The following is a 19,241-nucleotide window of genomic DNA, read 5'->3' as shown; positions in this document are numbered from 1 at the left end:
CTGCCGCATGATCCAGGGCAGCGCGCGTTGCCGCGGCGCGCATCCAGGGGGAGCACCGCGTGAGCGTGTTCAAGAAGGAACGTCTGCCGCCCGAGGAGCAGTCCATCGAGCGCAGCCACAGCGTGCTGGTGGTCGACGACGAGCCCGGCAATCTGAGCGTGCTGCGTGCCCTGCTGGGGCCGCGCTACCGCGTGCTCGAAGCCGATGGCGGCGCCGCCGCGCTGGCACTGCTGGCGGGACTGCCGCCCGAACAGCTGCCGAGCGTCATCCTCAGCGACCAGCGCATGCCCGGCATGAGCGGCGTGGAGTTGTGCCGCCAGCTCGGGCAGCGTCTGCCGCAGGCGATCCGCATCATCGTCACCGGCTTCGTCGATGTCGGCGCCGTTGTCGAAGCGATCAACAGCGCCGGCATCCACAAGTTCGTGGTCAAGCCCTACGACCGCGACCAGCTGCTGCTCACCGTCGAGCGCGCCATCGAAACCTTCGAAATGCGCCGTCGCATCGAACTGCAGGTGCAGGAGCTCGAAGCCACCGTGCAGCAGCGCACCGCCGAGCTCGAAGCCGCCAACGCCGCCCTGCGGGCGGCCAATGCCGAGATCGAGCGCGCCAGCCTGACCGACCCACTGACCGGCCTCGGCAACCGTCGCGACGCCAGCCGGCGGCTGGAAGCCGGCGCGGACGAGCGCCGGCGCACCGACTCCGGCCGCCAGGTCGTGCTGATGCTCGACATCGACCACTTCAAGCAGATCAATGATCGCTACGGCCATGCCGGCGGCGATGCCCTGCTGATCGCCTTCGCCGATCTGCTGCGCCGGCACTGCCGCAGCGACGACATGGCCGTGCGCTGGGGCGGCGAGGAGTTCCTGATGCGCTTCGGCGTGCGCGACGAAGCCCATGCCCTTGAACGCGCCGAGGCCCTCCGTATCGCCATCCGCGACGCGCGATTTCCGCTCGGCGAGGAACGCGTGGGCCAGTGCACGAGCTCGATCGGCCTCGCCTGCCTGCCCTTGGACCCCGCCCGCCCCGACTGGCTGGACTGGCAGCAGGTCATCGACCTCGCCGACCACGCCCTCTACCTCGCCAAGCGCAGCGGCCGCGATCGCGTGGTCGGCCTGTTCGCCACCGGCCTGTCGCCCTGCCCGAGCGAAAGTGCCAGTGCCGAGGCCCTGCTTAGCGCAGGCTGCATCGAGGTGCGCGCGGCCCCGTCCGGCGCACCTCCACCGACGCGGGAAAGCTGACACGGCCTCGCCCGTGCAGGCGGGAGCCCCATGCGTCGGCGTGGACTTCGGCACGGTCCGAGCGACTGCGCACTGAACGGCGCAGGCCAGGAGGCACACGGGTGACAGTAGATGCCTAGCGCAACCACACCTCGACTCTGCGATTGCGGGCGCGGCCACGCGGGCTGTTGTCGGATGACAGCAGCAGCTGCCCGCCGAGCCCGCGCACAGTGCGCGGACGCAGGCCCAAGGCCTCCATGCGATCGGCGACCTGGTCGGCGCGATCGTTGCTGAGCGCCTCGGCCTGCAGCGGGGTCACCTCACCGGCGTCGGCGAAGCCGATCAGCAGCAGCTCGCGACCGCGCTGTGCGGGCTCGCGCATGAAGGACGCGAGCCGCTCGAGGTCCGCCAGCGCCTTGCTGTCGGGAGCGATGCTGCCCTCGTCGAAGCGCAGGTTCAGCGAGAGCCGGCGCGCGCCCTCCACCAGCTGTCGATAGGCAAGCGGTGCGTCGGACGTCAGCTCGGGCGCGAAAGCCTGCACCCGCTGCGAGACGAAGCCCGTGCGCTCGACGATGCGCTGGCCGGCGTCCGACAGCACGAAGTCCAGCAGCGACTGCAGGCGGCCGTCGGCCCTCGCCGGCGCGTACAGGAACAGCCGCCGCGCCAGCGCATAGTCCTCCACTGCCACTTCGCGCGCGGAAGGCGCGCGCGCCAGTGCACCATCGGCCACCGCCAGCGCGCGCACGCCCTGCACGCCGGCGAGACCAACGAAGCCGATCGCATTCGGATCGCTGGCCACCGCCGCGGCGAGGGCCTCGGTGCTTTCGTAGCGCTGCGCGCGCGGCGACAGCGGCGCGTTGCCCAGCACCAGGCTGCGGAAGGTGTCATAGGTGCCGGAGCGGTCATCACGCGCATGCAGCGCAATGCGGCCGGCGCTGCGGCCGAGCAGCGACCAGTCGCCGAGCTCGCCGGCGAACACCCGGCGCAGATCGCGCAGCTCGATCTGCCGCAGCGGATTCGCGGGATGCACGATGACGGCCAGGCCATCGAGCGCGATCACCACTTCGCGCACCGCGCCCAGGCGCGCACGCTCGGCCTCGGAAATCGGCCGTGACGACATCGCGAGATCGGCGCGGCCTGACTCCAGATCGGCGAATCCGGTCGAGCTGCCATGCGAGTGCAGCTGCACGCGGATGCCGTCGCCCGCGTGGATCACCAGCTCGTCCAGCGCCTGCGGCTCGCGCCGCAGCTCGCGGTGGCCCTGCGCGCCCAACCAGGCTTCGACCAGGGCGGGCATGAGCCGCTCGCCCACCGTGTTGGAGCCGTGGATGCGCAGCGGCTGCGCCAGCGTCGGGCCGCAGCCCAGCGCCAGCCACAGGATCACCACGAGATATGCGCAGAAGCCGCCCCTGTTCAGCCTTTGCACAAAGCACCTCACCAGTCGAGACGGACGCGCAACCCGTAGGTGCGCGGCGTGCCGGGCACGAAGCTGGGAATGCCGAACAGGGCGCCGGTGTTGCCGGCGTCGATCAGATACTCCGCGTCGGCCAGGTTCTGGCCGTAGACCTGCAGTTCCAGGTGCGGATTGAAGCGCCAACCGGCGCTGAGGTTGAACAGCCCGTACGCGCCCTGCTCGATACCCGGCTGGTTGGCGTCCTCGAAGAACACCTGCGAGCGCCAGCTGTAGCTCGGACGCACATAGACCGAAGCACCGTCGGCGAGGTCCATGCGCCAGTCGAGGCCCAGCGCCGCGGTGTACTCGGGGGTCAGCCGGAAGCGGTTGCCCGCCAGAGCCTGCGGACGGCCAGCGTCGTCGGTGTTGTCGAAGCCCGCATCAATCCAGCCGACGTTGAGGAAGCCGCCGAAGCTGTCGGTGATGCGCTGGCTGAAGCTCAGCTCCACGCCCTGGGCCGAGGCGTTGCCGGCATTGGTGGTGATGAAGAAAGGCGGCGCGTTCGGGTTCTGCACCTGCGCCTGGAAGTCGCTGTAGTCGTAGTGGAAGACCGCGAGGTCGTAGAGGAAGCGGCCGTCCGCCAGCTCGCCCTTGGCGCCGACCTCGTAGCTCAGCACGATCTCGGCGGGGATCTCCTCGACGCCGCCGCCGTCGACCTGCAGCACGTCCGGACGCCGCCCGCGCGACACGCTCGCATAGGTGTTCAGGGTATCGCTGACCCGCCAGGCCAGCACCGCGCGACCGACCATCGAGTCATAGTCCTCGCTGCCGCGGATCACCCCATCGGTGGGGCGGAACAGCACATTCGGAAAGGCCGGCGCGGCCGGGCTCGGCAGCAGCTGGCCGAGCGCGCTGGGCTGGCCGAAGTACAGCGCCTCATAGCCGTTGTCGACCTTCTCGCGGGTGCCACGCAGGCCCAGGGTGAGCTCAAGCGTCTCGCTGAACTGCCAGGTGCCGTCGGCGAAGAACTCCAGGGCCTCGACCGCGCCGAAGTTGGCGTACTCCTCGCGATGCAGCGGCTTCAGCGCGATGAAGGCGGGCAGGCCCGGCGCCAGACCCGGCAGGCCGGGCGGCACGTTGGCAGTGTTCGGCGTGCCGTCCGGATTCAGCAGCGGCACCACCGGCAGCTGGCCGCCCGTGGCGCCGCTCAGCACCGGCGACAGCAGGGCGTAGAAGCTGCGCTCGTCGGTGGCGAAGGGCACGCGCTGGCTGCCGCGCTCGTCGAACCAGGACAGGCCGCCGAAACCGCGGAAGCGGCCGCCGTCGTCATAGTTCAGACGCAGCTCCTGGCTGAACTGGCGGCCCTCGGCAATTTCGGCAAACTCCAGCACATTGACCTGCGAGCCGTCGGCATCGAATTCCTCGCGCGAGCCGAAGTCGCGCCAGCCGCTGATGCTGCTCAGGCTCACGCTGTCGCTGAGTGCGAAGTCACCCAGCAGAGTGACGCCGTTGACGTGGCGGTCCAGGCCCAACTCTTCACCGCGATTGAGATCGGCGGCGCTGCGGAACAACTCGGTGCTGCCCTCGCGGGTCGGGATCACATTGCTGCGGAAGGCGGTGCCAGGCGGGCTGTCGGTCTGGTGGTTGAAGATCAGGTCCATGCGCGAGCGCTCGCCGAGATCCAGGCCGAAGCTGAGGCGCAGGGCGCTGGTGTCGCGGCCGTTCAGATCGCCGCCGGAGAGGTTCTCGATGAAGCCGTCGCGCTGCTCGTGGAAGACCGCCAGACGTGCGGACAGCGTGTCGCTGATCGGTGTGTTGGCGTGGCCTTCGAGCGACATGGCATCCAGATTGCCGAGGCCGAAGCGCACGTGCGCCGAGCTCTCGTTGCGGGCCTTGTTCTGGATCAGGTGCACCGCGCCGATCTGCGCGCCGCGGCCGAACAGCGTGCCCTGCGGGCCGCGCAGCACCTCGATGCGCTCCAGATCAAAGAACTCGACCACGGCACCGCGCGAGCGGCTGATCGACACGCCGTCCTGGAACACCGACACCCGCGGTTCGACCTGCGAATCGCCACTGTCCGAGGTGATGCCGCGGATCACGAAGCCCGGGTTGTTCGGGCTCTGCACCTGGGTCTGAAGGCCCGGCACATAGCCGTTGATGTCGGCGAAGCCGCTGATGTTGAGCCGGTCGAGGAATTCGCCCGACAGCGCAGTGATCGCGAGCGGCACTTCCTGCACCTGCTGCTCGCGCTTCTGCGCGGTGACGGTGATGCGATCGAGTTCGGTGGCGGCAGCGCTGGCGTCGGCGCGCAGGGCCTGCGCGGGCAGCGCAAGCAGGGCGAGGGCGATGGACAACGCGAGCGGAGAGCGGGCGTGCGACATGCGGAAAGCGTCCGGGCTGGAAAGCCCGCAAGCCTGCGCAGCCGAAGTTGCATCCGCATGACCGCCGTGCGTCACCGTAGGGTCATCGAACTCGCGTCTACTGCGCGGCCTTCGCCACACCGATGACGCCGCATGCCGCGCATGAATCGCCGCGACTTCCTGATCAGCGCCAGCCTGTCCAGCCTGGCCCTGGCCCTGCCCACCTGCAGCACCCGGCGCACCCCGCCGGCGGCCGATCTCAGCGTGGATCGCGCTCGCTTTCCGCAGTCGGTGGCCTCGGGCGATCCGCGCCCGCAGGCCGTGCTGCTGTGGACGCGCCTCAAGCTCGCGCCGGGCCAGAGCGAAGCGCCCTTGTGGCTGCAGCTCTCGGAAACGGACGACTTTGCGCAGGCGCGCAGCTTGCCCCTGCGTGCGCTCGCCGAACACGACGGCTGCGTGCGCCTGCGGCTCACCGACCTTCAGCCCGGCACGCGCTACCACTACCGCTTCGTGGTCGACACGCCCGAGGGCTGGCGCAGCTCGCCGATCGGCCGCACCCGCACCGCCCCCGCCGCCGACAGCGAAGCGCCTCTGCGCTTCGCCCTGCTGAGCTGCCAGGATTACGGCGGCCGCTGGTACAACAGCCTGCTGCCTCTGCTGGACGAAGAGCTCGACTTCGTGCTGCACGTCGGCGACTTCATCTACGAGACCGCCGGCGACCCGCAGTTCCAGAGCGAGAGCGGCGAGCGCCGCATCGTGTTCGATGACCTCGACGGCGCACTCAAGCTCGGCAGCGCTGAGCCGCCGTACTACACCGCCAACTCGCTCGACAACTACCGCCAGCTGCACCGCACCGTGCGCACCGACCCGGTGCTGCAGCGGCTGCTGGAGCGCGCTCCGCTGATCGCGATCTGGGACGACCACGAGTTCGCCGACGACAGCTGGCAGGACGTCGCCACCCACCACGACGGCCGCGTCGACGAGCGCGACCGCGAGCGTCGCCGCAACGCCGAGCAGGCCTGGTTCGAATACCTGCCAGCCGACCCCGAAGGCATGCTGGATGCCGAGGGCTCAGCCCCGGCGCGCGAGGCCCTGTTTCCCGCCACGCGGATCTGGCGCGGGCTGCGCTTCGGTCGCGTGCTCGACGTGAGCCTGATCGACACCCGCAGCGAGCGGCCGGATCACCTGGTGCCGGAGGACGCCTTCCCCGGCGAACTGCTGTACACCGAGGCCGAGCTGCGCGAAGCGCTGCCCGGCGTGGGCATCGAGCCGGCGACGCTGGACGACAGCCTGCTGCCCTTCATCGATCTGGAGAGCGCAGAGCACGCCGCGCTGAAGCCCACCCTGGTCGGCCTGCTCACTGCGGCTGCCACCCGCGAGGGCCTGTCGAGCGAGGCGGCGATGGCCTATGCGCAGCGCTGCGCGCGCGGCCGCATCGCCCTGCCGGTGCTGGCCGCCCTGCTGCAGCGCTGGAACGCGAGCGCACCCGAGGCCATGCGGGCGGAAATTCCAAGGGCTGAGGCGGCGATTGGCCGCGGCCTGTGCTGGGCCAGCCTCGGCAAGACCGGATTGTTCAGCAGCGTGGGCTCGCGCTACTTCGTTCTGCAGGCACCGTGGAAGGCACTCGCCGCGCTGCGCGGCGCCGAGGATTCACCGTTGTCGCAGACTCAGCGCGACTGGCTGCTGCAGCGTCTGCAGACCAGCGACGCCGTGTGGAAGACGGTCGCCAGCTCGATCTCGTTCACCCCGATCGAGCTGGATCTGTCGCTGCCGGAACTCGGTGCGCCGCCGCTGCTGGCGCGCCGCTTCCTGCTCAATGTCGACCACTGGGATGGCTTTCCGCGGGCACGCCGCGCCCTGCTCGACGCCTTCGAGGCCGCCGGCGGCGCCGTCCTGCTGTCCGGTGACATCCACGCGGCGTTTGCCACCCAGCACAGCGCACGCAGCGTCGAGATCACCACGCCCGCAGTGTCCTCGACCACGCTGGCCGACATCCTCGCCAGCGAGGTCGAGCGCGATCCGAACACGGCCGAGGTCGGACGGCGCATGGTGGATGCGCTCGACCGGCTGATCGTCCACGGCGACCCGCGCGTACAGCACGCGCGGACCCGGGTGCACGGCGTGACCCTGATCGAAGCGCGAATGGATGCGCTCGATGTGCGGCTGCTCTGTCTGCCGCCGGAGGCCTGCCGCGAGCAGGGTTATGCCGATCCCGCCCGCCTCGCTGCGCGGCGAATCCGACAGGCATTCGTCGTCGACGCTGCCACGCGAACGCTGCGGCCGCTGAGCGGTTGAGCCGGTGGCGGCCGCAGCGCCTTTCGCTCAGGCCCCCAGCACCCAGCGGTAGCCGATGCGGTAGATGCCGCCGTGGCCGGTGATGTTGCCGGTGTGCTGCTTCGGTCCGACCGCACCACCGAACTGGTTCTGACTGTTCAGCGTCAGGCGGATGCCATAGGGACGCAGCGCATCTTCGTCGATGAGCGCGCCGATGAGATTGCCGATCAGCGTGACCGCAGCCGCTGCGGCGGCTCCGGCGGCTGCCGTTGCGAAGAAGCTCACCACCAGACCCACCAGGCTGCTGAGCGCATCCGTCAGGGCTCTGGCCACGGCGGCATCGTTGCTGTCGGATTCGACCAGCTGGAAGATCGCGTACAGCGATTTCGGATAGCCCGGCGTGGTGCGCAGACTGTACTGGCCCAGAAACAGTTCGCCATAGCTGGCGTAGTGGCCAGTGCGGAAGTCGCCGGCGTCGAAGCCGCGCATTACCGCCACGTTGCCGCTGGCGCCGATGCGCAGACCACCGAAGATGATCTCGTCCCAGCCCGCCGGCTGAGTTTCGCGCACGCAGTGGATCGCACGCAGCAGCAGGTGACAGCGGGTGAACTGGGTGGCCGAGCGCGGCGTGGCGCGGGCGAGTCGCGACGGTGCGGGTAGCGTGCGCAGCGCCGGCAGACTGGGGCGCAGATCGAGCCTCGCATCGAGGCCGGCAGGACGCAAATCGGCCAGGCTCGGGCCCTGCTCGCCCAGCAGGCGGCGCAGCTGGGTGGGCCGGCGCGAGAGCGCTTTCAGGCCCGGCGCCAGACGCGCGACTGCGAGTGCAGGCAAGGTCGCAGCACAGGCCGCGGCGCGCGCTTCCAGACTGGTCGGATCGGCGCTGACCGGATGTCGCTGCGGATCGACACGGTGCAGCAGGGCCTTGAGGCAGAGCGCGGCGGCCTCGCGGGCGATCCGGTCGGATTGCGCGCGCTCACGGGCGTCGAGCTGTTCAGGGCCGAACGCTTCGACCACGGGCGCCTGCAGTTCGGCCTGCAGTTCGGCGTTGATTTCGGTGTTCTGGCCAAAGCTGGAATGGGTGTTCATGGTGGGCTCCTCGGGTTCGGTCAGGGGAATGCGGCGCGGGCGGTTTCCCGGCTCGCCTTGGCCTAGTCGCAGAGCGCAGATAGAACCCGCCACCCTCGGCGCGAATCTCGCGGCTGGCGGATTTGGGTGGAAGAATCCGACTACTTCCACGGGCCTCGCCCAGCCGGCACGGCCCCTCCCACCCACCGCAAGGACACCGCCATGCGCATGACCGCCCGCCTCCTGTTCCTGCCGTTCGGCTGCGCCTTGATCGCGGCGGGCGGGGACGTCTCCGCTCAGCCCACGTCTGGCGCAGCGCCGGTGGGTTCCCATCCGTCGACCGCCAGCACGCCCGGAGCGGCGGTGACCGAGGCCGTCGTGGCCGGCAACTGCCCGCGACCTCCGGGCGGCACCGTGCACTACTCCAACTGCACGGACCCCGATGGGCCCGGACAGGGCGAGCTGCATCTGCATGCGCCGATACAGCTGCCGCGGCCCGACCTCATGCTGCTGCCGCAGTTGAGGCTCGGTACGCAGTCAGGCCAATGGGGCGACCGCCTGCAGGTTTCCGTGGTCGCCGATACCGCCGGCCGCTGTCAGCTCAAGCTGCAGATCGGCGTGATGAACGGCGGCCAGCGCGCCAGCAACCCAGCGCGGCACCTGCTGCGCCAGCGCCCGCTTCTGCAGCGCGATGACAGCCCCGGCAGAGCGGTTGGCGAGCTGCAGCAGCCGTCGCTGGAGCCGGGCGAAGCCCGGACCTTCGAGCTGACGGTGCCGCTGACGGGCGGAGCCAGCTGGATCGAAGCCGTGCTCGACGTCGACGACGCCGTCAAGGAATCGAACGAGGGCAACAACCGCCGACGCGTGCAGATCCGGCTCGATCCGGCCTGCCGCTGAACGTGGATCAGGGTCGCAGTCGCGCGCGCACCGCCTGCGTGCGGCCATCGTCCGGCCCCAAGCGGTGCTGGCGGTGGGCCAGTGCGCGCTCAAGCAGGGCACGCGCCTCGGCGCTGCGACCGGCAGACTCGGCAAGATCCGCCTGGGCGATCCACAGCTGCGCGAAGCGGTCGTGGGTCGCAGGCAGGGCAGCGGCGAACACGCGGGCGGCGTGATCAAGCTCCAGCGCCGCGTCCTGCAGCCTGCCCTGCTTGCGCAGCACGATGCCGAGATGCAGATGATCGATGCCGACCCGTTCGTGCTCGGCGCCGTACTGGCGCTGCTGGTCCTGCAGGGCTTCGCGGTAGTGCTGCTCGGCGTGCTCCAGCTGCCCACGCGCCTCGAACACACGTCCGAGGTTGAACACGGTGGCGGCGCGCCAGGCGTGGCCGGCGGGATACAGATCGAGTGCAAGCCGGTAGTGCTGTTCTGCGGCTGCGAGCTCGCTGCGGTCGTGCTGCACCCAGCCGATGTCGCTGTGGGTCATCGCCACCAGGGGATGACGCTCGCCCAGGCGCTCGCTGCGGATCTTCAGGGCTTCGTGCAACAGCGCCAGCGCTTCCTCCAGGCGGCCCTGCGACTTCAGCAGCCGCGCCAGATTGTTCATGATCGTCGCTGTTCCAGGGTGCAGGGTTCCGCGCGTCTCACGGCTGTCGTCCAGCACCTGCCGGTACAGGGCTTCAGCCGCAGCCTCATCGCCGCGGCTGCGATACAGCACGGCAAGATTGTTGATGACGTGGATACGCTCCGGATGGCCGGCCGGCAGCAGGCGCGCATACAGCGCGTTGGAGCGCTGCAGCAGCCCGGTGGCCGAGTCGAGCTGGCCGGCAGCGCGACGCGCCGAGCCCAGACTGTTGAGGATCCCGGCCAGGGCCAGCTCGCTGTCCGGCTGTGAGCTTGACGGGGTGGCGGGCGGAAGGCCCGGCTGTGGCCGGCTCGTGGGCACGGTCTGCGCTTCGATCTCTGCCAACAGTGCGCTGAACAGGGCATCGGCCCGCTCGATCCGCCCATCTGCGAGCTCGACCCAGCCGAGGGCTTTGCGTGCCTCCCACTGCAGCGTGCGCGATGCGTCCGAGTCATGAGCTTCAGACCCGGCGACGGCCTGCTCCAGCAGAGTGCGCGCCTGGGCATAGTCGCCCAGCTCATAGCGCGCGCGCCCGGCAAGGAGCCACCAGAGTTGGCGCTGCTCAAGGCTGCGCGCGCCCTCTGCCAGAACCGCGCCCGCGCGTTCGATCTCGGCCCAGGCCTCGTCCGGCAACCCCAGACTGAGCTGCGCGTCGGCGACGGTCAGGCGCAGGTCGAAGCCCAGCGGCGGGTCCGCCGCCAGCTCGGCTTCGAGCGGCTCCAGCCCGCGTGCAAGCACTTCGCGCACGCTGAGGTCGGCGACTCCGCTGCGCTCGGGGTCGGCCTGGGCGAGCAGCTGCAGCAGCATCGCCTTGACCCGCTCGGCGCGCAGCGCCTGCGCCGCCGCGTGGTCGCGCTCGGCCGCCAGCGCCAGCGCCTGCTCGCGCTGCTGCAGGGCGAACAGCAGCAGCACCGCGGCCAGCAGCCCGAGCACCGCGGACTCCAACGGATGCCGCGCCAGCAGGCGCCGCAGCCGATAGGCGAGGCTCGGGCTGCGCGCACGCACCGGCAGCCCTCGCTGCCAGCGCCGCAGATCCTCGGCCAGGCTGTCGGCATCGGCATAGCGCGCAGGCGACTCCTTGCGCAGGCACATCAGCACGATGCGGTCGAGGTCACCGCGCAGCCTTCGCCGCAGCGCCTTCGGCGAGGCGCTGCGGGCCTCGGCGCGGCGCTGCAGGTCGTCGCCCTCGGCGAAGTGCTGGCTCGGCGGCAGCGGCAGCTGCTCGCACACCGCGCGCTGCAGCGCCGCCGGGCTGGGGTCGGTGGGCTGCTGCGCCTGGCAGCCGCTCAGCAGCAGGTAGAGCAGCAGGCCCATCTGGTACAGGTCGGCGGCCACGCCCATCGGCTGGCCCAGCAGCTGTTCGGGGCTGGCATACTGCGGCGTCAGCAGACGCAGCGCGGTGGCGGTGGCCTGCTCGTCGGCCGCGCCCTGTAGCGGTTTGGCGATGCCGAAGTCCAGCAGATGCGGCCGCCCGGACGCATCGACCAGCAGGTTCGAGGGCTTGATGTCCCGATGCAGCACGCCGCTGCGGTGCGCATGCGCGAGCGCATCCAGCACCTGCAGGCAGAGCGCGACGCGGGCACCGATGTCGAGCCGGGCGCTGTCGCAGTAGCGGTCAATGGGTTCGCCTTCGACCCGCTCCATCACCAGATAGGGTCGGCCATCGGCGTCTTCGCCGCCGTCGATCAGCCGGGCGATGCCCGGGTGCGACAGCTCGGCAAGAATGCGTCGCTCGCGCTCGAAGCGCCGCAGGAACTCGCGCGAGTCGATGCCCGCATGCAGGCGCTTGACCGCCGCCTGCTGCACGAACCCATGGCTGCGCCGCTCGCCCAGATGCACGCTGCCCATGCCGCCGCGGCCCAGCTCGGCCAGCAGCCGCCATTCGCCCACCTGCTGGACGGCCGTGTCAGCTGTCGCCTGCGTCTGCAGATCCGGCGCTTCGGGTGCCTGCGCCAGCGCCTGCAGCAGCTGCAGCGGCGCCGCCGTGCGCTCCGGCTGCAGGTGCTCGGCGGCCGCCAGCAGCTGGCGCAGCGCAGGTTGCAGCGCCGCCGGCTGTGCGGCCAAGGCGTCGGCGCGTGCGGCGGCGTCGAGCTCAAGCAGCCGCTCCAGCGCGGCGTCGAGCTGCCGCAGAGCCTCGGCATCGAGAGCGGCAAGGTCCGCACCGGCGGAAGCCGAAGCGCCGAAGCTCTCGCCCGAGGCTTCCAGCCCAGCGTCCGACCGCGCCGCCGTCCCGGAGACGCTGCCATCAGAGGTCGCCGGGCCCGGCGCCTGAATCACGTCAGGGCCGCCTGCAGCCAGACCCGCGCGCGCAGCCAGTCGCGCTGCACGGTGCGCAGCGAAAGTCCCAGCGCCTCGGCGGCCTCGGCCTCTCCCAAGCCGGCAAAGCAGCGGCATTCGATCAGCGCGACCAGGCGCGGATTGGCCACGTGCAGCCGCTGCAGGGCCTGGTCGAGGGCCAGCACCTGCTCGCTCAAGGCTTCGATGGACGCACTGTTCTCCTCCAGCTCGACGTGGACACCGTCGCCGCCGCGCTTCTGCGCGCTGCGCCGACGCGCGAGATCCACTAGGATGCGGCGCATGGCGCGCGCGCAGATGGCGAAGAAATGTCCGCGGTCCTGCCAGTCCACGCCGCACTCCTCGACCAGCTGCAGGTAGGTCTCCTGCACCAGTTCGGTGGCCTGCAGCAGGGCGGCATCGGCAAAGCGCCGCAGCTGCTGGCGGGCGATCATCTGCAGCTGCGGGTAGACATGCGGCAGCAGGCGGTCGAAGGCAGTGCGATCGCCGGCCCGGTGCTGGCGCAACAGCTCAGTGATGTCGACGTCCACGCCGGGCTCCTGCTGCCGCGGGCGATGTGCCCGCCGCAGATTCGATCAGTGCGGGCACGCGATCGCAAGGGCGGCTGCCGGCGCCGACGTGCCGGCGCCCAGGCTCCGGCGGCGAGATCCGGTCTACCGCCGCCAGGCGAAAAAGCGCTCGGCCCAGCGCAGCGCGGTCTGCGGGGCATTGGCACGCTTCCACACGCCGGCGGCGTACTTGTTGGCCTCGCTCATGGTCGGGTAGACGTGGATGGTGCCGAGCAGTTTGTTCAGGCCGATACCGTGTTTCATTGCCAGCACGAACTCGGGCAGCAGCTCGCCGGCGTGCGCGCCGACGATCAGCGCGCCGAGGATGCGGTCCTTGCCGGGTGCGGTCAGCACCTTGACGAAGCCGTGGGCGTTGCCGTCGGCGATCGCGCGGTCCAAGTCATCGATGCCGTAGCGGGTGACTTCGACCTCGATGCCGCGCTCGCGGGCTTCGTCCTCGCTCAGGCCCACGCGCGCCACCTCAGGGTCGGTGAAGGTGACCCAGGGGATCACCCGATAGTCAACGGCGTAGCTCCAGAACGGTGCCAACAGACCATTCACCGCGGCGTACCAGGCCTGGTGCGAGGCGACGTGGGTGAACTGGTAGGGCCCGGCGACATCGCCGGCCACGAGGATGTTCGGGAAGTTGGTACGCATCAGCGCATCGACCGCGACATGGCCACGCGGGCCAAGCTCGACGCCAAGCTCCTGCAGCCCGAAGCCCTGAGTATTCGGCGTACGCCCCAGCGCCAGCAGCACGCGGTCAAAGTCGAAGTGCTGCTCGCCCTGCGGGCCCTTCGCATGCAGGCGGCCACTGCCGTCGGGCAGGCGCTCGAAGCGCAGCGCGCGGGTCGCGAGCGCGAGTTCGACGCCCTCGCGCTCAAGCCGCGAGGCCAGCTCGGCGCCAGCCTCGGCGTCCTCGCGCGGCAAGAGGCGCTCGGCCATCTCGACGATCCGCACCTGTGCGCCGAAGCGGGCGAAGCACTGCGCCAGCTCGCAGCCGATCGGCCCGCCGCCCAGCACCAGCAAGCGTTTCGGAAGCTCACGCAGGCTCCACAGCGTGTCGCTGGTGAGGTAGTTGAGATCGTTCAGGCCCGGAATCGGCGGCACGGTCGGCCGCGCGCCGGTGGCGATCACGATCGAACGCGCGCTGATCCGGCGTCCACCGACCTCGACTTCCCAAGGGCTGACCAGCTTGGCCTCGCCTTCGATCACATCCACGCCCAAGCCGGTGTAGCGCTCCACCGAATCGTGCGGCTCGATCCTCTGGATCACCCGCTGCACGCGCTCCATCACCTCGGCGAAGTCGAACTCGGCGTGCAGGCGGCGGATCCCAAGGTTCTCGCTCTCCCGCGCCTCGGCCAGCAGACGCGCGCTGCGGATCAGGGCCTTGCTGGGCACGCAGCCGGTGTTGAGGCAGTCACCGCCCATGCGGTGCTTCTCGATCAACGCCACCTTGGCCTTCACCGCCGCACCGATGTAGGCGGTCACGAGACCCGCCGAGCCCGCGCCGATGGCGATCAGGTTGTAGTCGTAGCGCTTCGGACGCTGGAAGCCCGCGTAGACGCGGCGCGCCTTCAGCCAGCCCAGCACGCCCTTCAGGAGCAGCGGCAGCAGGCCGATCGCGGCAAAGGCCAGCAGCAGGCCGGGCGAGGCGATGTCGCGCGGCGATTCGATGCTGGCCAGCTGGGTGCCGGCATACACGTAGACCACGGTGGCCGGCAGCATGCCGAGCTGGCTGACCCAGTAGTAGGTCCACAGGCGCAACGAGGTCAGGCCGCTGACCAGGTTGACCACGAAGAAGGGAAACAGCGGCACCACGCGCAGGGTGAACAGGTAGAACGCGCCCTCGCGGCGCACGCCCTCATCGATGCCGCGCAGGCGCTCGCCGAAGCGTTTTTCGATGGCCTCGCGGAACAGGAAGCGCGCCGACAGAAAGGCCAGCGAGGCGCCGATCGTGCTGGCGAAAGACACCAGCAGCACGCCCCAGCCGAGCCCGAACAGCGCGCCAGCCGCCAGCGTCAGCACGGCAGCGCCGGGGATCGATGCGGCGGTCACCAGCACGTAGACGCCGAAGAAGCTGGCGAACGCCAGGAGCCGATGCGCATCAACCCAGGCCGACAGCTCACCCTGGCGGTTCTTGAGCGTCGAGAAGTCGAGCTCGGCGATCAGTCCGCTGCGCCAGGCCCAGACGAACAAGAAGACGAACGCGATCACGAGTGCAAAGCGGGCGAATGTTTTCATTTGGGAGCCGGGGATTGGGGTTCGGGATTCGTTGGCGCGCGGGATCGCTTGGACGCAGCGGAAGGCGACGGTGATGGCACCTTGGCCCCCTTGCAGCCCGGAAAGCAATTCGCACTGCCGGTCTGGGCTCATCGAGGGCTGTCGCAGGGGTGTCGCTGACCTGACCCGCAGCCTGAGGCCCTGCCCGCCTGCGCGACGTCGTCATCGCCCGCCCCAGCGTTCGTCACTGTCAGCGCGGCGCTGTCGGGTGCAGCATGCGTGCGTTTCCAGTTCAGGAGTCTCCGCATGCGCCCCTTGATTGCACTGCTTCCCCTGCTGCTGGGGCTGGCCTCGCCGGGCCTGCGCGCCTTCGAGGTCGAGGAAGCCAGCATCGAAGAGCTCGCCGCGGCGCAGGCGGCCGGCACGGTGAGCGCGCAGGACCTGGTGCGGGCCTACATCGACCGGATCGAGCGCATCGACCGTGCGGGCCCGCGGATCAACTCGGTCATCGAACTGAACCCCGATGCCCTGAAGATCGCCGAAGCGCTGGATGCCGAGCGCGCGGCCGGCACGATTCGTGGGCCCCTGCATGGCATCCCCGTCCTGCTGAAGGACAACATCGACACCGGCGACGCCATGCAGACCTCGGCCGGCTCGATCGCCCTGGTCGGCGAGCCCGCCGCGCAGGACGCGACCGTCGCCGCGCGTCTGCGCGAGGCCGGCGCGGTGATCCTCGGCAAGACCAACCTGAGCGAGTGGGCCAACTTCCGCGGCCGCCGCAGCAGCAGCGGCTGGAGCAGCCGCGGAGGCCAGACCAGGAATCCCTACGCGCTGGAGCGCTCGCCCTGCGGCTCGTCCTCGGGCAGTGGCGCGGCTGCGGCCGCCAGCCTGGCCACAGCGACGATCGGCACCGAAACCGACGGCAGCATCCTGTGTCCGAGTTCGGTCAACGGTCTGGTCGGCATCAAGCCCAGCATCGGCCTGGTCAGCCGCGCCGGCATCGTGCCGATCAGCTCCAGCCAGGACACCGCCGGGCCGATGGCGCGCAGCGTGCGCGATGCCGCGCTGCTGCTGCAGGCCGTGGTGGGAAGCGATCCGCGCGACCCCTCAACCGTCGACAGCGGCGCGCCTGAAGTCGACTACCTCGCGGCGCTGGATGCTGGCGCGCTGAAAGGCGCGCGCATCGGCGTGGTGCGCGAGCTGGCCGGGTTTCATCGCGGCGTCGACGCGCGTTTCGAGGCGGCCATCGAGGCCCTGCGCGAGGCCGGCGCGGAGATTGTCGACAACGTGAGCCTGCCGACCCGCGCCGAGGCCTCGCGCAACGAGCTGACCGTGCTGGTGCACGAGTTCCGCGACGATCTGAACGCCTACCTCGCCACTCGCAGCGGCGTGCCGGTGAAGACCATCGACGAGGTCATCGCCTTCAACGGCGCGCGCGCAGACACCGTACTGCGCTGGTTCGGCCAGCAGTGGATGGAGCAGGCGGCCGCCAGCGGCGGCACCGAGGTGCCCGCCTATCTGCGCGCGCGCGACGACGCGCGCCGTCTGGCCGGCCCGGAGGGCATCGACGCGGCGATGGCCGAGCACCGGCTCGACGCCCTGATCGGCCCCAGCACGGGCCCGGCCTGGCGGGTCGACTGGGTCAATGGCGACAGCCCCAGCGGCGGCAGTTCCGGTATGGCGGCGGTCGCGGGCTATCCCAGCATCAGCGTGCCGATGGGCCAGGTGCACGGCCTGCCGGTGGGCCTGACCCTGTTCGGCGCGAAGTTCAGCGAGGCCAAGCTGATCGGCTACGCGTATGCGTTTGAACAGGCCACGCAGTGGCGCAAACCGCCCACCTATACCGAGCGCGGGCCGGCGGGAGCGGAGGAGTAGCGCGCCACGCGACACGCGGATCGCCAGCGGCTTGCAGAAGCGAGCCTGCTCGCCACCCGAAGCGGCTCTGCGGTGCGCAGACTGCGGTCGCCTGCGAGCAGGCTCACAAGAGAATCAGCAAGGAGCCGGGGTCCATGAGCGCGGAACAGTCCGCGGCTTCTGCGAATCCCGAAATCCAAATCCCGAATCTCCGCTCTTCAGCCCACCCCCGCCACGAACTCGAGAATCGCCCGCAGGCAGTCCTCGGTATGGCTGATAAAGGGCGCATGCCCCGCACCCTCGATGCAGAGATAGCGCGCGCCGGGCTGAAGATCGGCGGCAGCGCGCATCGCCGCAGGCGGCACCAGACGATCGCGGCGGCCGGCGATCCATAGGCTGGGCACGTCCAAGTGGCGCAGCTCATCGCGCAGGTCGACGTGGCCAAGCATGGCGAGGCCCTGCAACAGGGCCGACTGCGCGGGCTCGCCGCGGGCGAACACGCAGGCACGCAGGGTCTTCAGCACCTCGCGGCCGTGCTCGCTGCCGATCGATTCGAGGCTCAGGAAGCGCTCCAGCGTGCCGGTGTAATCGCGGACGAGTTCGTCGGCGAACTGCTCGAAGATTTCGGGCGACACCGCCTGCGGCCAGTCCGGCCCACGCACGAAGCGCGGCGAGCTGGCGATGGCGATCAGGCCCTGCACGCGCCCGGGCTGCTCGATCGCCGCCTGCAGCGCGATCTGCCCGCCCAGCGACCAGCCCAACCAGGGCGCGGGCGGCACGAGCTGGGCGATGCGCGCGGCGGCATTGGCGAGGTCGATGTCATCGCGCTCCCCGCTGTAGCCATGACCGGGCAGGTCGACCAGGTGCAGCGCATGGTGTTCGGACAGGCGCTCGATCAGCGGCGAGAACACGCCGCTGTGCATGGCCCAGCCGTGAATAAGGACAAGCGGTGGGCCGTGGCCGATGTGGTCGATGTGCATTGAGGGCAGGGATTCGGGATTCGGGATTCGGGATTCGGGATTCGGGATTCGGGATTCGGGATAGAGCGTCTACGGCCCGCGCCATCGCGCAAAGTGTCGACGCCCGCTGCCCTTTCTCCCCACGCAAGACGGTGGCGCGCAGCGCCGGATGAGGGGCCATTCAGAGCGCGGATCTGCAGCTTCCAGAGGGCTCGCACAGCCACACGGGGCGAATCTCAGGCTTCCGGCGCAGGCTCGGCCAAGCGCTAACCGCGCGTGTCGGCCGATCCCGAATTCCCAAGCCCAACGCCCCGCTTTTCAAGGCTCAATTCCGACAGCGCCGCCAGCAGTCGATCCACATCCGCTTCGCTGTGGGCCGCCGACAGCGTGATGCGCAGGCGTGCGCTGCCTTCCGGCACGGTCGGCGGGCGGATCGCGCTGACCAGCAGACCGCGCGCTTCCAACTCGCGCGCGGCGTGCAGGGCACGCGATTCGTCGCCCAGCAGCAGCGGCTGGATCGGCGTGCTCGATTCGATCATCGGCAGGCGCAGGCGGCGCGCGCCGCGGCTGAAGCGGGCGATCAGGCCGGCCAGGTGGAAGCGCCGCCAGGGCTCGTTCTGCAGCGCGCGCAGGTTGGCCCGCGTGGCCGCGGCGACCGCCGGCGGCAGGGCCGTGGTGTAGAGGTAGGGCCGCGCGCTTTCGGCCAGCGCATCGATCAACTCGGCCGGCCCGCACACGGCGGCACCGTAGCTGCCCAGGGCTTTGCCCAGCGTCAGCATCAGCAAGGGCACCTGCTTCACGCCGAGTCCGGCGGCGGCCACGGAACCGCGCCCGCCCGGGCCGACCACGCCAAGGCCATGCGCGTCATCCACGAACAGCAGCGCGTTCTCGGCGCGCGCGATCAGCGCGAGATCGTTCAGCGGCGCGAGGTCGCCATCCATGCTGAAGACGCCGTCGGTCGCCAGCAGGGCCGCGGCCTCCGGTCGCGTCCGCAGCTGGCGCAGCGCGGCTTCGGCATCGGCATGCGGGTAGCGCTTCAACTCACAGCCGGCGAGCTTGGTACCGTCGAGCAGGCAGGCGTGGTTGAGCCGGTCCTGCACGCAGAGGTCATCGCGGCCCAGCAGGGTCTGCAGCACGGCGAGATTGGCGAGATAGCCCGAGCCGAACAGCAGGGCTTTCGGATAAGCGACAAAGGCCGCCAGTTCGGCCTCAAGCGCGGCGTGCTCGGCGTGGTGGCCACAGACCAGATGCGAGGCCGTGCTGCCCAGACCGTGCCAGGCGGCCGCCTCCTGCAGCGCGGCGGTGGCGTCGAGACTGCGGGCAAGGCCCAGGTAGTCGTTGCTGCAGAAATTGAGCAGCTCGCGGCCGTCGATCCAGACCCGCGCACCGTCTGCGCGCTCCACCGTGCGCCGCGTGCGCGAGCGCTTCTGCGCAGCGCGCACGCCGCGGGCCTCGGCGAGCGCGGTGAGCAGCGAAGGGCGGGCCATGGCGT

At 70.4% G+C, this 19,241-nt stretch carries 12 protein-coding genes; 4 read left to right on the top strand and 8 right to left on the bottom strand.

All coding sequences use genetic code 11. The features are described from left to right. Positions 1-59: 59 nt before the first annotated feature. The gene (locus BLP83_RS15115; RefSeq protein ID WP_091244623.1) at positions 60-1,238 is read left to right on the top strand and encodes a diguanylate cyclase; all 1,179 of its coding nucleotides are present in this window, start codon (positions 60-62) and stop codon (positions 1,236-1,238) included. A 115-nt stretch (positions 1,239-1,353) separates the two neighbouring features. Here the strand turns inward: BLP83_RS15115 and BLP83_RS15110 are convergent, their stop codons facing one another. Continuing rightward, positions 1,354-2,643: a substrate-binding domain-containing protein gene (locus tag BLP83_RS15110; protein WP_143006712.1), complete on the bottom strand. Its 1,290-nt coding sequence runs from the start codon at positions 2,641-2,643 to the stop codon at positions 1,354-1,356. An 8-nt stretch (positions 2,644-2,651) separates the two neighbouring features. After that, positions 2,652-4,991: a TonB-dependent receptor gene (locus BLP83_RS15105; protein ID WP_091244617.1), complete on the bottom strand. Its 2,340-nt coding sequence runs from the start codon at positions 4,989-4,991 to the stop codon at positions 2,652-2,654. Between the two features lie 141 nt (positions 4,992-5,132). Here BLP83_RS15105 and BLP83_RS15100 point away from each other — a divergent pair, with 141 nt between their 5' ends. Continuing rightward, positions 5,133-7,265, top strand: a complete 2,133-nt coding sequence (locus BLP83_RS15100; RefSeq protein ID WP_176764225.1) for an alkaline phosphatase D family protein — start codon at positions 5,133-5,135, stop codon at positions 7,263-7,265. 27 nt (positions 7,266-7,292) lie between these two features. On the opposite strand, the gene BLP83_RS15095 is transcribed toward BLP83_RS15100, so the two are convergent. Next, positions 7,293-8,330 carry a hypothetical protein gene (locus BLP83_RS15095; protein WP_091244612.1) on the bottom strand — a complete coding sequence of 346 codons (1,038 nt, stop codon included), beginning with the start codon at positions 8,328-8,330 and terminating at the stop codon, positions 7,293-7,295. A 201-nt stretch (positions 8,331-8,531) separates the two neighbouring features. On the opposite strand from BLP83_RS15095, the gene BLP83_RS15090 reads away from it, so the two are divergent. Further along, on the top strand, positions 8,532-9,206 hold the full coding sequence (locus tag BLP83_RS15090) for a CARDB domain-containing protein (RefSeq protein ID WP_143006711.1): 675 nt from the start codon (positions 8,532-8,534) through the stop codon (positions 9,204-9,206). A 7-nt stretch (positions 9,207-9,213) separates the two neighbouring features. On the opposite strand, the gene BLP83_RS15085 is transcribed toward BLP83_RS15090, so the two are convergent. The 3 genes from BLP83_RS15085 to BLP83_RS15075 all read right to left on the bottom strand — a co-directional run bounded on the left by BLP83_RS15085 (position 9,214) and on the right by BLP83_RS15075 (position 14,957). Then, positions 9,214-12,147: a serine/threonine-protein kinase gene (locus BLP83_RS15085; protein WP_091244607.1), complete on the bottom strand. Its 2,934-nt coding sequence runs from the start codon at positions 12,145-12,147 to the stop codon at positions 9,214-9,216. After that, a complete protein-coding gene (locus BLP83_RS15080; protein ID WP_176764224.1) occupies positions 12,144-12,695 on the bottom strand; it encodes an ECF-type sigma factor in 552 nt (183 codons plus the stop codon). Before BLP83_RS15080 ends, BLP83_RS15085 begins: the two co-directional genes overlap by 4 nt. 123 nt (positions 12,696-12,818) lie before the next feature. Beyond that, positions 12,819-14,957 carry an FAD-dependent oxidoreductase gene (locus tag BLP83_RS15075; protein ID WP_091244603.1) on the bottom strand — a complete coding sequence of 713 codons (2,139 nt, stop codon included), beginning with the start codon at positions 14,955-14,957 and terminating at the stop codon, positions 12,819-12,821. A 285-nt stretch (positions 14,958-15,242) separates the two neighbouring features. Between BLP83_RS15075 and BLP83_RS15070 the strand changes: the two genes are divergently transcribed. Further along, positions 15,243-16,811, top strand: a complete 1,569-nt coding sequence (locus tag BLP83_RS15070; protein WP_091244600.1) for an amidase — start codon at positions 15,243-15,245, stop codon at positions 16,809-16,811. Between the two features lie 197 nt (positions 16,812-17,008). Here the strand turns inward: BLP83_RS15070 and bioH are convergent, their stop codons facing one another. Further along, the gene (bioH, locus tag BLP83_RS15065; RefSeq protein WP_091244598.1) at positions 17,009-17,770 is read right to left on the bottom strand and encodes a pimeloyl-ACP methyl ester esterase BioH; all 762 of its coding nucleotides are present in this window, start codon (positions 17,768-17,770) and stop codon (positions 17,009-17,011) included. 245 nt (positions 17,771-18,015) lie between these two features. Continuing rightward, complete coding sequence (bioF, locus tag BLP83_RS15060) at positions 18,016-19,236, bottom strand: 8-amino-7-oxononanoate synthase (protein ID WP_091244595.1); 1,221 nt, start codon at positions 19,234-19,236, stop codon at positions 18,016-18,018. Positions 19,237-19,241: the final 5 nt, after the last annotated feature.

The organism is Aquimonas voraii, assembly GCF_900101825.1.
GTDB classification, from domain to species: domain Bacteria; phylum Pseudomonadota; class Gammaproteobacteria; order Xanthomonadales; family Xanthomonadaceae; genus Aquimonas; species Aquimonas voraii.
The sequence above is the reverse complement of the archived record's forward strand: the minus strand, read 5'-3'. Positions and strand labels throughout refer to the sequence as shown.